This is a genomic window from Bartonella sp. B39 (genome assembly GCF_053795145.1).
Window position 1 is genome coordinate 1,196,468 of record NZ_CP200036.1, and the last position, 16,508, is coordinate 1,212,975.

General features: G+C 36.4%; 13 protein-coding genes and 1 tRNA gene. 6 read left to right on the forward strand and 8 right to left on the reverse strand.

Annotated elements, in window-relative coordinates; genetic code table 11:
• Positions 1 to 11: 11 nt before the first annotated feature.
• Complete coding sequence (locus V4P57_RS05660; protein WP_455465621.1) at positions 12 to 1,064, reverse strand: DUF475 domain-containing protein; 1,053 nt, start codon at positions 1,062 to 1,064, stop codon at positions 12 to 14.
• 346 nt (positions 1,065 to 1,410) lie between these two features.
• Here V4P57_RS05660 and V4P57_RS05665 point away from each other — a divergent pair, with 346 nt between their 5' ends.
• A complete protein-coding gene (locus V4P57_RS05665) occupies positions 1,411 to 1,950 on the forward strand; it encodes a helix-turn-helix domain-containing protein (protein ID WP_455465622.1) in 540 nt (179 codons plus the stop codon).
• 417 nt (positions 1,951 to 2,367) lie between these two features.
• Positions 2,368 to 2,547: a YegP family protein gene (locus V4P57_RS05670; protein ID WP_455465623.1), complete on the forward strand. Its 180-nt coding sequence runs from the start codon at positions 2,368 to 2,370 to the stop codon at positions 2,545 to 2,547.
• 727 nt (positions 2,548 to 3,274) lie between these two features.
• Here V4P57_RS05670 and V4P57_RS05675 read toward each other — a convergent pair.
• Together V4P57_RS05675 and V4P57_RS05680 are read right to left on the reverse strand one after the other, a co-directional pair.
• The gene (locus tag V4P57_RS05675; RefSeq protein ID WP_455465624.1) at positions 3,275 to 3,589 is read right to left on the reverse strand and encodes a hypothetical protein; all 315 of its coding nucleotides are present in this window, start codon (positions 3,587 to 3,589) and stop codon (positions 3,275 to 3,277) included.
• Between the two features lie 192 nt (positions 3,590 to 3,781).
• A complete protein-coding gene (locus V4P57_RS05680) occupies positions 3,782 to 4,246 on the reverse strand; it encodes a hypothetical protein (protein ID WP_455465625.1) in 465 nt (154 codons plus the stop codon).
• 467 nt (positions 4,247 to 4,713) lie between these two features.
• On the opposite strand from V4P57_RS05680, the gene V4P57_RS05685 reads away from it, so the two are divergent.
• Entirely contained in the window at positions 4,714 to 5,028 is a 315-nt protein-coding gene (locus tag V4P57_RS05685) for a helix-turn-helix domain-containing protein (protein WP_455465626.1), read from the forward strand.
• Here V4P57_RS05685 and V4P57_RS05690 read toward each other — a convergent pair.
• Both V4P57_RS05690 and V4P57_RS05695 read right to left on the reverse strand, forming a co-directional pair.
• Entirely contained in the window at positions 4,952 to 5,134 is a 183-nt protein-coding gene (locus V4P57_RS05690; protein WP_455466978.1) for a hypothetical protein, read from the reverse strand. The genes V4P57_RS05685 and V4P57_RS05690 overlap by 77 nt on opposite strands.
• A gap of 1,169 nt (positions 5,135 to 6,303) precedes the next feature.
• Positions 6,304 to 6,380 (reverse strand) — tRNA-Ile (locus tag V4P57_RS05695).
• A gap of 172 nt (positions 6,381 to 6,552) precedes the next feature.
• Here V4P57_RS05695 and V4P57_RS05700 point away from each other — a divergent pair.
• Entirely contained in the window at positions 6,553 to 7,290 is a 738-nt protein-coding gene (locus tag V4P57_RS05700) for an SIMPL domain-containing protein (protein WP_455465627.1), read from the forward strand.
• A 39-nt stretch (positions 7,291 to 7,329) separates the two neighbouring features.
• Here V4P57_RS05700 and V4P57_RS05705 read toward each other — a convergent pair whose 3' ends face one another.
• The 3 genes from V4P57_RS05705 to dnaG form a co-directional block, all read right to left on the reverse strand.
• Positions 7,330 to 7,791 carry a YcgN family cysteine cluster protein gene (locus tag V4P57_RS05705; protein ID WP_455465628.1) on the reverse strand — a complete coding sequence of 154 codons (462 nt, stop codon included), beginning with the start codon at positions 7,789 to 7,791 and terminating at the stop codon, positions 7,330 to 7,332.
• A 685-nt stretch (positions 7,792 to 8,476) separates the two neighbouring features.
• The gene (gene rpoD / locus V4P57_RS05710) at positions 8,477 to 10,489 is read right to left on the reverse strand and encodes an RNA polymerase sigma factor RpoD (RefSeq protein ID WP_455465629.1); all 2,013 of its coding nucleotides are present in this window, start codon (positions 10,487 to 10,489) and stop codon (positions 8,477 to 8,479) included.
• A 349-nt stretch (positions 10,490 to 10,838) separates the two neighbouring features.
• Positions 10,839 to 12,776: a DNA primase gene (gene dnaG / locus V4P57_RS05715; RefSeq protein ID WP_455465630.1), complete on the reverse strand. Its 1,938-nt coding sequence runs from the start codon at positions 12,774 to 12,776 to the stop codon at positions 10,839 to 10,841.
• A gap of 134 nt (positions 12,777 to 12,910) precedes the next feature.
• On the opposite strand from dnaG, the gene V4P57_RS05720 reads away from it, so the two are divergent.
• Together V4P57_RS05720 and V4P57_RS05725 are read left to right on the forward strand one after the other, a co-directional pair.
• Positions 12,911 to 14,128: a mechanosensitive ion channel family protein gene (locus V4P57_RS05720; protein WP_455465631.1), complete on the forward strand. Its 1,218-nt coding sequence runs from the start codon at positions 12,911 to 12,913 to the stop codon at positions 14,126 to 14,128.
• 70 nt (positions 14,129 to 14,198) lie between these two features.
• The gene (locus V4P57_RS05725) at positions 14,199 to 15,890 is read left to right on the forward strand and encodes a Na/Pi cotransporter family protein (RefSeq protein WP_455465632.1); all 1,692 of its coding nucleotides are present in this window, start codon (positions 14,199 to 14,201) and stop codon (positions 15,888 to 15,890) included.
• The last annotated feature ends 618 nt before the right edge of the window (positions 15,891 to 16,508 follow it).

Here is a 16,508-nt window from a genome sequence, read left to right on the forward strand (position 1 = left end):
CAATTTTCAATTTACTTAGATACACCATGTTCATTCAGGTGATGACGCTTAAAACGAAGAGAAGCATAAAACGCCATTCCAATAATCCCCCCCCCTACCAATCCTGTTAGTATTTCAGGAACCGATATAACAGTTTGCAGATACATAATCACCGCAAGTACCAAAATCGCATAAAAAGCACCATGCTCCAAATAACGATAATGCAACAATACCCCTGATTCGACCAACATAATCGTCATAGAACGAACATAAAACGCACCGATACCAAGACCAATTGCGATAATAAAAAGGTTGTGTGAAAAAGCAAAAGCACCAACAACACCATCAAAAGAAAAACTAGCGTCTAGAATCTCTAGATAAAGAAAAGCTCCAGCTCCCCCTTTAGCAACGGTAGCTAAAGCCGCTTTTGGACCATCCAAAAGCGAACCAATAGCTTCGACACCTATAAACGTCAAAAGTCCATAAAGGCTCGCTAATAAAAACGTCGTTTTATCTTCTCTTACAATCTGTTCTGAAAAGAACAATATCAAAACTAAAACGATTGCAATATCAATGCCAACAAGCGCCCCAAACTTTTGCGCAGGCTTTTCTATAAAAGCAAGCCAATGCACCTCTTTTTGAGGATCAAGAAAATATCTCAAACCAACCATTATCAGGAAAGTTCCCCCAAAAGCTGCAATTCCCACATAAGCATCTGTTAAAATTGCAGCGTATTGATGTGGTTCCCATATTGCTAACTTTACGGCTGCAATGGGGTTAATCCCAACAGCAACAGCAACCACCAGCAATGGAAAAACAATCCGCATCCCAAACACAGCCACCAAAATACCCCATACTAAAAAACGACGGCGCCATAATGGATCCATTTTTCCAAGAACACGAGCGTTGATAATAGAATTATCAAAAGATAAAGAAATTTCCAAAATTCCTAAAACACAGCAAATGAAAAAATATTTAAGAAAACCAGTAACACTTTTTGTTTCAAACCAACCAATCGCCCCTCCCATAAAGACACCAACAATTGTGAAAAAAAAAGCCCACCTAAAATAACCTAATAGGGCCATGATCACTCCTAAAAATCCATTTCTTTCATTCGTCTGTAGTGCGAATCAAAAGATTACATCTATTAACGCAAAGATAGAAAAGCCCTACACGGCAGTTTCATATGGAAGTTACTATAGAAAAAACAAGAAAATAACCAACAATTTTATCATTTTGTTTGAAATGAATACCAGTTTTAAGTAATATGCAATATAATAAATTGAAAATAGCTTTCTATCCACTAAATTTAGAAAAAAATAAAGAGAAATAAAACTATAAATATTGACATTACATCATGAAATATTAATACATAGTGTGCCTTTATCGGTTAAACTCTATACCATGATGATTTACTGAGGGAGATAATTCGTGGCCCGTCCTGAAACTGAATCAAAAACTGTATTTGGAAAACGTTTGCGTTATGTACGCCTTGCTTTAGGGGATCCATCACGTGAAACACTAGCGAAAAGTTTTAGCATGACAAAAAATTCCATTGCTTTTTATGAGCGTGGAGAAAGGGAGCCTAATCTTAGTGTCTTACAAACATATCGCACATTGTACGGTGTCAATATTAATTGGCTTCTAACAGGACAGGGAAAAATGTTTGACACTGAGTATACTAAAGGTGACTTTGATTGGAACTATTTTATAAAAAAAATTGAGAGTCTTGAAGAAATTCTTACCAGCGGTGACAGTAGTGAAAAACCAAATCAAGAAAAAATTGACAGCTCTTATGAAAAATTGCAGCAATTTTTGTCAAGACAAGGTTTATCTAATAGCCTTAGCCCAAAAGTTGCAACTTCTTTAATTGATATGAAAGCAAAAATGGCTAATTCTTATACTCTCAGCTTGTTCATTGATTTACTCATTCGCAGCATATCGCAAAAAGAAATTATAGCTAATCAATAGATGTCCTTATCATAAAGGATAGCAAAATAGATGTAAGATTTATCAGCATGGAAAGAAACGCTTACCTTTTCCATGCTGGTAAGATTTAGTGTGCTGTATAAAGTTTGTTTCTATAGTAAAATAATTAAATACATATTCCTAATAAAAATGAAAAAAAATTCCTAATCCAAATAGGAATACAACATAATTAAATTAAAAAAAACAGCTTTATATTATGAAATACCTATTTATACCTTATTGACAATAAATATTTTCTTGTTACAGAATGTAGTTCTCATAAAAATTATTGTTTGAGATCAAAAAAAATTTAAGGAGAATATATTGACTACTTACTATTGAAACATAGCTTAATGCTTATAGTCAGATTGGTTGAATATTTATCCTGCAAATTATCGGCTATTTTATGAGGGAGAAAGCATGTATTTTGAGGTGTTTCAAGGAGTTCACAATCAATGGTACTGGCGTCTAATTTCAGGAGATGAACAGAAGATTGCTTTTTCTAGTAAGGGTTATCCAACGAAACAAGATATCCTGATAAATATTGAGCAGATAAGAGAAATTACGCATAAAGCTCTTATTAGAGAACTGCGATCTTAACGTTCTTTACCATTAAAACAAAATTCTACTTCGTATATTTTTAATCTCATGCTTTTATGATAAACAATGAAGTGGTTAGTTTGCTTCAATGGAGGAGTTGTGGTTATATGATTCATAATATACGCAAGCAACCTGGATAACAGTGTATGCTATAGCTTGTATATAAAATAATTATCAAGCTGCATTGAACTGACAATCAGCAACTCTCTTAGATTTTGTATCTGTTCGTATAAGTAATAAATTTAATAAAGTACATGTAAATCATAAGTTATGAATATGATTGCTTTATCAAATAACCGATGTCTTCTGCGTACATTCTTCTCTTCCTATTTTCTTGACCGCTTCATCTTCTAAAGGACAGGAAGCTTTTTTCTTGTTGCTGATATACTAATTTCTTGAGACATTTTTATCATAATACACTTCATTCCCCAAGTGAACGTACCACCTTCAATATTATTCGCAGCAATACGTACACACCACAAACAGTTCTAGGATCATATATGTATATCCTTAATAACTTTAGTATATCTATAAGTTAGTGCATCGCTATAAACTCTTATGTTACTATCAACAACTACCTTTCGATAAACTTGAGTATTACCCCAAAACATAATTTCACCACCAACCCAACATTTGCTTTTATGACAAAAGCTTACCTCTCTTGTTGTCCCAAACCTCACGTTACCAAAATCTTCTAATATACAAATCCAATGTAAATATGGATAAATCATCTCTTCGCATCATCTTCAGATTTAATTGCTTCCTGATGTTGTTTTATAACTTCTTCGTGCTGCTTAATTTGTTTTTTCAGTTTTTCAATTGCTTGATCACGTCTTTTAATCACCATACTTTGATCTCTAATTGCCCTATCTCGTTCTTTAGTCATCTTCATAGAATCTCTTAAGAACTCGTGCTTGATCTTTCTTGCCTCTTCTTTAAGAGCTTTAACCTGATCGCGATAATAAAAAGCAAAACGAAACATAATACCACTCAAAAGCACAATAATAATTACAGCTGCTAATAAAATTTCATTTACACTCATTTTGATCTCCTTTAACTGTCATTAAATTGATCATTCCGACCAATTTGTCTGGTTCAATCCTCCATAAAAAAGAATGCCAAAAATTGTACATGCCAAGTGCAACAAATCACGCTTGGTAAGCTTATTCTTTCCGCAAAACACTCTAACAAATGATGTAAAATAACCCCATGAAAGCTGCCTAAATCTATACTCTCACGCCAATATGTTTGCGTTACATTTATTTATATAAAACGTAGCAACACAAATAATTTCAAACAATGCTAACGGCGTGGTAAACTTCACACGTGACTCCCTCGCGTTGTTTTTGTTTACCTTTTTTGTAATATGTACAATACGGTTATCTATGCGGATTTCTTTACCATTACGAAAACCTTCATAGTTACAAACCTCAGCATTGTCGTAAAAACGGACACCACTAGAAAAAAGCAATATACAATACATCTTTGCATTGTCATAAATAGTGCTGCCATTGCAAACACGAGTACTATTATAAGCCATAATAGTATCGGTAAAAGCACACCCACCTTTGATACAGCATTTATCGCTTATATGATATTTCCCCCAACAATCATCTTCATAACGAAGAGTACCTTTAAACTCTATAAAATCACCAAAAACACTTTTTTTGACATTTACAAAGTCCCTCAACGCCCACATGTGATATACCATCTGGAAGCAACCTAATCTATTAAAACAAAAAAATGACATCCTGTGCTCATGAATTTACATTTTTTACAGCCATCATCCTGCTCTTAAGGCTGTAAAGCTCTATTCCATCTGCGCACCGCCTCGACGCAGAAATTCCTTACAAATGCCAATGTTAGGGTATATCTTGATTTATAGTGACACTGCGTATATCATCGGCAACATTTCATGAACACACCAAGTGTATTTCCATATCTGGTCATACGCATCCATCCTGTCACAATCGTGGAACTAAGTAACCATTTTGTATTGATTCGAATCTGAAAGTGCATGGGGACATCTTGTTATTAGTTAAAAAAGACCATCTATCCTCCATAAGCGAAAAGCTACGCATGGATATTCTCACGCTCCTTATATCATCTACTCTAGATTCGCAGTTCAATATTAACGCTATAGCGTAAATGTGTAAAGGTCTAAAAATGAAAAAGACTGAAAAAGATTGGTTCCAACGCTTAATTGAATTGATAAAAAGTGACGGACGCACAATGATTGAAATAAGCAAAGCAGCAGGCTGTGGACAAAACTACGTACAACAAATGATAAATGGAGGAAAAAGACCCTCTGTAGATAAATTGATGGCTATTCTTAACACACTCGGAAATGCTAGCGCTATATATGTAATAACCGGTTTTAACATTTCCGATGAAGATTTAAAACTCATCGCTTTGATTTCGTCTGGAGATAAAAAGAAGATTGAAGCTTTAAGTGTTCTATTGACTGATCAGAAGTTGTAGAGCTTTCTACTATTTTCAATATCTCTTGCTTTTGAGCTATCGACAAGGCCTCCCATTTCACTATAATGTCAGACAAAGCTGCCTCAAATTTTTCGCTATTCTTCATCGTTATACTCCATGTAGTCAAAATGACTAACGCTAAAGCGTTCATACATGTCCCATACATTACAAAAAAATATTTGCAATAGGCAGTATGGAAGCAATTGTGTACAAACTGGTCTTATACAATCAGACGGGATTCTGTTAGTTATGTACCATGGTGAAACAGAAAACATCGCACAGTCCGGACTTTTTTATGAAAAAATGGCATCATCACTTTTATCAACAACGCTAATAATGTTAATCAGATCTTGTGAATCAAACCAATGACTAATTGATGTGAAAATATCTCTGAAGACGTTGCTGTCCTCTATGTAAGAAAATATGAAAAATCTTATTTTGAACGAAAAATATATCACAATTTTATTCTACACAGCACTATCTATGTTTTTAAACAATATAGCAAAACAAGTACATAACGACGCGATATATATAGTTTTTATGAACATCAGCGCTGCCTAGAACTCTACGACATATTTTCTAAAAAAGGCTACCTTCTCTCCGAAAGCTCCCTAGAAATACCAGCATAGAGGTCTGTCATGAACAGAGATAGCAATACTTAAAAAGGTACAATGGGTCAAGCCTTAATGATACCGGTACATAAATTGTACAAGTATCTACAATAAAATAAAATAGATTTTCAGCTTAAAAAATAAAATAGTGACAAACGTTATAATTTTTTCTCCCACGATATACATAAATGTCTGTGACCCACTTTCTTTTATACAGGCTTAGACCACCAGATTTGTATTAAAATGATACAGTTCTGAGATTCCGAAAAAGCATAATAAATAATGCTATTTATTCCAAAACAGAAAAAAGCTGATTTAAGATAAAAGCTTTTCTTCCAATTTTACCAAAACACGCCAAAAATTTTAAAATTGGTCTTATTAGGATAAAGTATCTATTTTTAAGAAAAATCAGAATAGATATTGAGAAAGTAGGCAGCAACACCTACCAGCTAATGCAAATGCTACAATACCACGAACAAAAACAAAATTTTGGCTGGCCTTAAGATAATACAATATCCCTCGATACTAAAAAGACTGATAAGAAACCACGCGCAACAAAATATTCAAGAAAACCACAAAAAGATTCAAGATAAACAGAAAATAACTCAAAAGAACAATGGAAGCAAAATCTCTAAACTTCTCTATAACCTATTTATTCTATAAATGGTGGGCCCGGAGGGACTCGAACCCCCAACCAAGCGGTTATGAGCCGCTGGCTCTAACCAATTGAGCTACAGGCCCCACACAGGTTGCTTTTCTCTAAACTAAAACGCCCTATGATACAAGGGCCTACTCGAATTATTATCCATCTTTTTCTGTTTATCTATCGGTTTTTTTCTCTAGTGCCCTAATTCCTTTACAAAAACTCCCAAAAATGAGAAAGTAATAAACCGACAAATATAAAGGAATAGAGATGACAAAAACAATTTTCCAACCGTTAAACCATTATAGAGTTAAAATAGCTGTGATGGCAGTCGCACTGCTAGCCAGTTCGCTCACCGTGCACGCTGAAGAAAGCAAAATGAAAAACTCAACTATTACAGTTACCGCAACCGGCGAAAGCCAGGCAGCACCGGATATGGCGATTATAAATCTAGCCATTGTTACACATGACAAAACTGCCCAAAAAGCATTAGCAGCTAACAACAAATCTATGAATGATATTGTAAATGCTTTTAAGAACAACGGTATACAAGCAAATGATTTGCAAACATCAGGCTTATCCATTTATCAATCTAACCCCGATAAACATCACGAAAAAAAGAACGATGAAAGACCATATCATGTTTCAAATTCTTTAACAGTACGTATTCGTGATCTTGCCAATGCTGGTAAAATATTTGATCAAGCAATGGCGCTCGGCGTTAATTCAGTTAATGGTATCACCTTTACCAACGCCGATACAAAGCCATTTTACCAAGAAGCACGTAAAAAAGCTATCGCTGAAGCCATTGAAAAAGCAGAAACTATAGCACAAGCAGCGAATTTGAAATTAGGAAAAATCATTGCAATCAATGAAAATAATGACAATTATTATCCAACGCCACGCCTTATGAGAAGTGCAACACATGCAAGCTACGCCGATACAAATTTTTCAGGGGGTGAGTTGAGCTATAATGTCAGTGTTAGCGCAGTATTTGCTATAGAATAAGTCATATAATGTCATCAATTATTGCGTGAAATAATCATATCATTGGCCTTCACAGAGGAGACCGGTGATATGGTCGAGATAAGCCTCTTCAGACGATAATTCGTCTTCGTAAATTTCTATCTGTCCACGGGCAGAAAATTGTGTTTTATGCACCGTTTGCCAATTTCCTGACACTAATGGATGCCACCATTGAAGATCTTTTCCCTCATTAATCAACCGATAAGCACAACTTTCCGGAAGCCAGCGAGCTTTTTTAACCGTTGCAACATCTAACGATATACAGTTTGAAACAATTGATTGACGATGAATATAGTCCCGACATCGACAAGTTTCCCCATCTAAAAGACGACAAGCTACACTGGTTGTATAGATATTTCCAGTATCATCATCTTCTACCTTATGCAAACAACAACGCCCACAGCCATCGCAGAGACTCTCCCACTCAGAAATGGAAATTTCTTCTAATTTTTTTACTTTCCAAAAGGGAGTTTTTTCACTCATAAGACCGGCTATATCTTTTTGAAATAAAAAATCTATCAACAAGCGAAATAAACAAAACTTAATCCTTACAATATCACCAATTTTTGTTTCTTAAAAAACATTCAATCCACTCTGTGGCCTTAAGACAATCTTTTTAAAATCAATTAAAAAAAGATATATTTCATTTTTAGCAAACATCTCATATAAAGAAAAATAATGCATAAAAATATCCCTTATGAGAAACATAGGAAAAGATCTTAACACGCAGTTAATATTTTACAATCTAAAACAATAACATCCATCAAAATGGAATTTTTAAACTCCCACATATCTGCATAAATCGCTTCTGTAAAAGTCTCATTAGTACAAGAGAAAACGTGCATTTCGTCATAAAAAGCCTATATTTTTCAATAAGTTAACTTTAAGATATTACATCTCTTAAGGAACTCGCAAGCTTTACGACACTCACAAAGAATGCTTAGAACACCGCGTTTATTTCGTTGAGAAACCACCATAGAATATTATGCCACCTATCTTGTTATCTTTGCAGATAAAAGCACAAACATCAAAGCCAACAGAACTCTTAGACATCACAAATATTTTACAATACTTACCCGCCTCTTTCTTTAAAAAGCATCTCAAAAGCTATTTTACCCACATTCATCAAGAAAAGATACATCCTTGAAAAAGGTACAAATTCCTTTATTTAGGAATCGAGAAAACTACGCAATTTGCGCGAACGGCTAGGATGCTTCAACTTACGAAGCGCCTTTGCTTCAATCTGTCGAATACGCTCCCGAGTCACTGAAAATTGTTGACCAACTTCTTCCAACGTATGATCGGTATTCATCCCTATACCAAAACGCATTCGCAAAACACGTTCTTCACGTGGCGTTAATGAAGCAAGGACGCGTGTTGTTGTATCCCGCAGATTCGCCTGAATAGCAGCATCAATCGGCAATAACGCATTCCTATCCTCAATAAAATCGCCCAAATGGGAATCATCTTCATCACCAACAGGCGTTTCAAGTGAAATAGGCTCTTTTGCAATTTTAAGAACTTTCCGTACTTTTTCTAACGGCATAGAAAGCTTACTAGACAATTCTTCTGGTGTGGGCTCACGTCCAATTTCATGTAAAATCTGTCGGGAAGTACGAACAATTTTGTTAATTGTTTCAATCATATGAACAGGGATACGAATAGTACGTGCCTGATCAGCAATTGAGCGGGTAATTGCCTGACGAATCCACCATGTTGCATAAGTTGAAAACTTATATCCACGCCGATATTCAAATTTATCCACGGCTTTCATCAAACCGATATTACCTTCTTGAATAAGATCAAGAAACTGCAAACCACGATTGGTATATTTTTTTGCAATTGAAATCACGAGACGTAGATTAGCCTCCACCATTTCTTTTTTAGCAATTGTTGATTCGCGTTCGCCTTTCTGCACCTGCGTAACAATCCGACGAAATTCGCCAATCGAAATAGCCGTCTCCTGTGCAAGATTTTGTATCTCGCAACGCAGCCTTTGAATTTCTTTTTCTTCACGCGTTGAAAACTCTTTCCAACCAGATCCTGGCAAAGTTGCAATATAATTTATCCAATCTGCATCTAATTCGCGTCCTTGGTATTCTTTTAAGAAGTCCTCATGACCAATGCCATAACTATTAGCAATCCGCTTCAGCTTACCCTCATTATGAATCAATCGCTTATTGATGTCATAAAGTTGCTCAACCAAAGATTCGATACGATTTTGGTTCAAAGAAAGGGATTTTACTGCTTGAATCAACTCGCCCTTTAATTGAATGTACTTTTTCCTCTGAGAAGGTGTAAGAGCACCCTCTTTACGATCTGCCAAACTACTCTCAACATGCTGATCTTGTAATTTTCGCAATTTTACATAGGTTTGAGCAATGAAATCCAATGTTTCCATTACTTGAGGACAGAGTTCACTTTCCATTGCAGCAAGCGACAAATTAACCTCGTCATCGTCCTCTTCATCATCCTCAATGCCTCTATCTCCTTCAATACCCAGCATATTACGCGTGCTATGAGATGTTTTTTCCTCTTTTATTTTATCAATTTCACCTCGTTCAACGATAGGAGCCTGCTTAGCTTCCGGACCAGCATAAGTCATTTCAAGATCAATAATTTCACGAAGAAGAATACGCTGCTCTTTCAATTCTTCACGCCAGATAATAAGGGCTTGAAAAGTCAAAGGACTCTCACAAAGTCCTGCAATCATTGTCTCACGACCTGCTTCAATACGCTTAGCAATGGCAATTTCGCCTTCCCGCGACAGCAGTTCAACAGCTCCCATCTCACGTAAATACATACGCACCGGATCATCAGTACGATCTGTTATTTCACGCTTATTCGTTGTCGTAGCGATCGCGTGACTAGAGGCCTCTACTAAATCCCCCCCCTCTACCGTAATTCCTCCATCATAATGTTCAGAATCGACTTCATCTTCATCATCCACAACATTAATACCCATTTCAGAAAACATCGCTAAGATATCTTCAATTTGTTCAGACGTAACCTCTTCAGAAGGAAGAACTGCATTCAGTTCATCCATCGTCACATAACCATTTTTTTTGGCGAGCTTAACCATTTTCTTAATGGCATCATCAGAAAAATCAAGAAGAGGACCATCCAAACTCGCTTGGCTCATTACTTCTACACTATCTTTCTGTTTAACCTTTGTTGCCATACCGTAACTCCACTTGATCACTCCACAGCTTCCACGTGACCAGCTTTTCGCATTCTCATTTAAGCGTACTAACAGTTTTTCACAATATTCCCCCTTTTAGAGGAGATTACTATTTGAAAGAATACATTTTGTATACACCCTTCATTCACACAAAAACGCGGGAAAACTTCAGAAGTTTCCCCGACACCTCTCAACCTTTCTGAGATAATCTCTGTATCCTACAAGTAAGAACCAATTTCCCGCTTTTCCTAAAATCTAATCGTCATTTTTTATAAAGATGCTGCTCTACGCTCTACATGAACTCCCTCATCTTACGCTTTAGGTGACTGATTCGCATCAAAAAAGCGAATCATTTTATCGTATCTTTGTTATTCTCGTCTACTTTTTCATCCAACCAACTTCCAAATCCCTCAATTAACGCTTCTGTTTCTCGCATTCTTTCTAACTCACTTTTTGTCTCACGAAGCAAATTAAAAACCTCACTCTTAGGATTCTTTACGAGTTGCTCTTCAATATCTTGTAATCTTTTATGTAGGTGGTGTTCTTGAAGATGCAAGTAGATGGCCTGTTTTAATATAGCACGAGCATCTTCTACAGGAGCTCCAATAAAGACAGCACGCATACCAACATGTTGCACAAGATGTTTCATACGCTCTAACAGAGCTTTTTGCCCTTTTTCTTCTAAGAGCGCAACCATTGTCTCTTTATCATGAAGTTGCTGGTTCCCAAGAATTTCCAACATAGATTGATGAAAACAGACTAATTGAGTGTTTTGTAATTCTAATTCAGCAAGCACTTCAAAATTTTCATACCATAGCTCAGGATAGTAAGCTAAAATCGATAAAATAACGGCCTCGCGCAGAGGTATAGATTGCGACGAATTGCGCACCATATCAGAATTTTCCAAAACAGAAAAAGATTGACCTTTAAATATTCTAGTTGGGGAATACTGTTGATATTGCCCTGCATCTTTTTTTTTCGAAAAAGAGGGACGAAAAAAATCAAAAAGCCGTTTCTTTATATCCTGCAAATAATAACGGCGTATATCTTCATCCTTAATCGTAAAAATTTGCTGTTTCAGTTGCTTTTCTAGCGCCGCTCGTGCTTCTGGAGTTTCAAAATTCTTTCCGTAAGCAGCACGCCACCATAAAAGCTCAATTAACGGAATCGCTTTTTGCAAAAAAGAAGAAAAAAGTTGTGCGCCACCAGCAGCAATAATTTCATCTGGATCTTTACCTTGTGGCAACAAAACAAAGCGCACAGAAACCCCGGTCTTTAAAAGGGGAAGCACACGATCAGCAACACGAAAAGCTGCTTTTAAACCAGCATCATCACCATCAAAACACAAAATAGGATCACTCCCCATTTGCCATAAAAGCCCAATTTGCGCTTCCGTTAATGCTGTCCCTAAAGGCGCTACCACTCCTTCAAAACCAGCTTTAGTCAACGCAATCACATCCATATAACCTTCAACAACAAGGAGCGAATGAACTTTTTCATCGCCAACGAAGCGGCTATCTTTGCGAGCTGCTGCTGCATTGTAAAGCATATTTCCTTTATGAAACAGCACCGTTTCAGGGCTATTGAGATATTTTGCCGGCGTATCTTTCTCCAACGCACGCCCTCCAAAAGCCACCACACGTCCGCGTAAATCTTCAATAGGAAACATAATACGATTTCTAAATCGATCGTAGGAAATCGTATTATCTTCACTCAATTTAAGAAGTCCACAATCTTCCATTTGTTTTATTGAAATACCGCGCGCGCCTAAAGCTTCTTTCAAAGCTGTACGTTTCATTGGAGCAAAACCAATTCGAAAACGCTCGGCAAGCTTTGGCGTCACCCCCCGCGCATCAAGATAACGACGCGCCTGAACACCTGCTTTATCATACAAGCTCTGTTGAAAAAAATTTGTAGCTATTCCCATAACATCATAAAGATCAGCTTTTTCCATTTGACGTTTATGACTTTGTGGATCAAAAAGAGGTAATTTTATCCCCGCAAAATCAGCCAAACGCTCTACACTTTCTGAAAAGCGCAATCCATCAAGCTCACAAAGAAAAGTAAAAATATCACCACTCACACCACAGCCAAAACAATAATAGCGTCCTTTACGATCATTACAGTGAAAACTTGGAGTTTTCTCACCATGAAATGGGCAACAACACCAAAAATCTCCTCGCGAAGGCTTGCTTTTTTGGGGATCAAATACCACCCTTTGGCCAATAACTGTTGAAATTGGTAATCTAGTGCGGAGATCATCAAGGAAATCAGGCGGAAAGCGCATTATCTCTCACAGAGTTTTAAAATTCTTTTTTGCATATTTAACCACTTTAGAGCATAATTCCAATACTTCCTTTTAAGCGGTTGAAAAATTTTAAAGGCTCAACCGCATATTTTGCAGAAATGGAGAGTGAAAAAGTGATAAAATTTCTTGTTCAATATCCTTTGCTAGAATCTGTTGTTTGGCTCATTGTTCTTATCATCATTGCGCTTTTAATCAACTTTTTAGCACGAAGCCTCCTCTCGCATGGAGCAAAACGGCTTTCTTCTTTTCTCCCTAAAAATACCACCGTTGATATTGAGGCCACCATTCGCTACATAGCTAACACTGTTGCAGCCTTTACTCTCTCAATCGGCATTGATTTTATCCAAACACTCCCTGATGCACTCAGTACTATTATAGGCAATGTTGCTAATGCCTTCATTATTTTTGTTGTTGTTTTAGCAATTTCTTCTCTTCTTAATGTTATTAATATCCTTTATGCACAACAGCCGACAGCGCGGTTAAAACCAATAAAGGGTTATATTCAAATCGCTAAAATTGCGCTTTTTACTGTAGCTGCAATTCTCATGGTAGCTACATTAATTGACCGCTCACCGCTTATCCTTCTATCCAGTCTTGGTGCAATGGCTGCTGTCCTCATGCTGATTTTCCAAGATACGCTCCTTTCTCTCATTGCAGGTATCCAAATTTCATCCACCGATATGGTACGTGTTGGTGATTGGATTCAAATTCCCAGTCTTGATGTAGATGGTGATGTCACTGAAATTGCACTTCATACTGTTAAAGTTCAAAATTTTGATAAAACAATCACGACTGTGCCTATCCGTAAATTGGTGACGGACCCTTTTAAGAATTGGCGTGGAATGGAAGAAGCAGGTGGACGACGTATTAAACGATCCCTCTTTATTGACCAATCAAGTATCCGTTTTCACACAAAAGAGGAACAAGAATATCTTTCCCGATTTAATTTGTTAGAAAATTATTTCACACAAAAAATACCAGAAATCAATGAATGGAATACTCAATTAGATAAAAATCACGACGTGTTAGCCAATACCCGCCGTTTAACTAACATTGGAACTTTCCGTGCTTATGTTTTTGCTTACCTAAAAAATCATTTAAATATCGAACAAAACATGACTCTGATGGCACGACAATTGCCTCCTACACCCAATGGTTTACCTTTGGAAATTTATTGTTTTACCAACACAACTGTTTGGCTAGAGTATGAACAAATTCAATCTGATATTTTTGACCACCTTTATTCCATCCTTCCTAGCTTTGGTCTAAAGATTTTTCAAAATCCAAGTGGCTATGACTTTCATCATGTATTAAAAATGAAAGAACAGTAAAACGATAAATCTCAATTCATCGATTTTTTAGATCAACCATATTTATAACAACAGAGAAAGAAAAAGTATCATGAATAGTTCATTGGTACTCCTTCATCTTGCAGGCGCTGTTTCTTTACTTCTTTGGGCTACACGTATGGTACGCACAGGTGTTGAACGTGCCTATGGTGACCGGCTTAAATATAAAATGCGCTACGTCATTTCCAAACCGTTGTTTGCTGTAAGTTTTGGACTTTTTTCAACAATGATTTTACAAAGCTCTACAGCAATAACGCTCCTTGTTAGTTCTTTTGTTGAATCTGGTTTTGTCTCTGGATTAGCAGGACTTATGGCTGTACGTGGGGGAGAATTAGGATCGGCATTCGTTGTCAAAATTCTTTCCTATGACCTCACACTTGTTGTGCCAATATGCCTTTTAATTGGCACATGTATCTTCATGACAACTGAAAAACGTGATTGGCGTCAAGTAGGGCGTATTGTCATTGGTATTGGTCTTTTGGTTTTATCTTTACAAATGATAAGCGCAGCCACAGAACCTTTACGTGACAGTGCTGTTCTGCCTAGCATTATTCGTTATCTTTCAACCGATCCTATTTCCACTTTTTTGTTGGCAGCAGCACTAACTTACCTTTTACATTCATCCATTGCAGGAATTATTTTGCTGGTCAATTTTGCCAACTATGACCTTATCCACGCCCAACTATGTGTTGTAATGGTCCTTGGCGTTAATTTTGGTTCTTCTCTTATAGCCCCGATTTTAACACGAAATGCCTCCCCTAATGCTCGCCTCGTTCCCTTGGGGAATTTACTCATGCGTGGTGCCGGTTCAATCTTTATCCTCATCTTATTTCTTTCTTTTCAACCACCAATCACATGGCTTGGCAATGCCCCCTCTACTCAAGTTATCAACGCCCATATTATTTTTAACATTTTCACTCTCCTTGCTGGAATACCACTCTCGAAATGGGTTTTAAAACTAACCACTAAAATTGTCTATATAAGTACAAAAAAAACGCAAAGCGATAAAATACTTAATTTATCTGATCAAACAGCTCTTGATGATAGTGTTCTTGAACGCCCAACTTTAGCACTTTCTAATGTCATGCGTGAGGTCATTCATATTTGTGATCTTGTGGATATCATGCTAAGAAAAATCATGGGACTTTATGAAAAACCTGACCCCGACATCATCCGTGAGCTTAACCAGCTAAACACTATATTGGACAAAAAGCATATCGCAATCAAACTTTATCTCGCACAATTAGCTGGACAAAAATTGTCTGATGAACAAGCCCTTCAAACACAAGAACTTCTAGGTGCTTGTATAAAATTAGATCAGGCAGGAGACATTATTATTCATAATATGCTTACACTGGTTAAAAAGAAAAAACAAAAAGCCCTACAATTTAGCAGCGATGGATGGAATGACCTCCTGCAATTCCATGCCATTGTTCTAGCAAATGCACATATCGCATTTAATGTTCTTGTCTCGCGTGATGCACATACTGCGCATTTACTGGTGCAGAAAAAAGATCAGCTCCGAAACTTAGAAAAAGAGATGAATTTAAAGCATTTTAAACGCCTTCGTGAAGGTGATCTTAAAAACATAGAGTCGTCCAGTCTTCATCTCGACACTGTACGCGATCTAAAACAAATCAACTCTCTTTTAACCTCAATGATCTATCCAATTTTAGAAGCACAAGGGCTTCTCCAAAGTTCTCGCCTACGTAATCCTACTGAACAACAAACAACCAAATCTTAACTTTGAGCACATTCGAACGATAAAATAATCACATCGATTATTAAATTTTGCGTATCTGAGTATCGTGATTAAATCAAATGCTTTTGTAAAACAATACACAGCTCCACAGTACGAAGAAAAGCGATGTGACATAGAGAAATACAAATATCCGTCGGTCTTCAAAAATTATAACGTTTTTAAAGATTTAACTTACGTAATAATTTGTAAACACTTAAACAACAATATTTTTTAATATCATTTCGAATATCATTGATATCGTATTAGCAAACTTCTTTTCAAACTTTTTGAATGTCCCTTTTGCTTGTTCCTTTAGTCACATCATTTTAGTTTTTTCGAATCTTATTATGGAAATTGATAAGGAATCTACTCATAAATACACTTATCATACTCTCAAAACACTTTTGCAAACATTTCTTCTTTACGTAAAAAATTGCAAATTTCAGCACTTTTTGGTATCATAAGAGGCGATTATGTGTATTTGTAATTTTATGGATATAATATTTTACGTATAAGATGTTCGCACGAATTGAAAAAACAGCGAAGTAAAATGTAATAAAGTTTTCAACAGCAGTACCTCTCCTCAAGGCAAAAAGGTTAGCCTTGACCTTTACAGGGCTT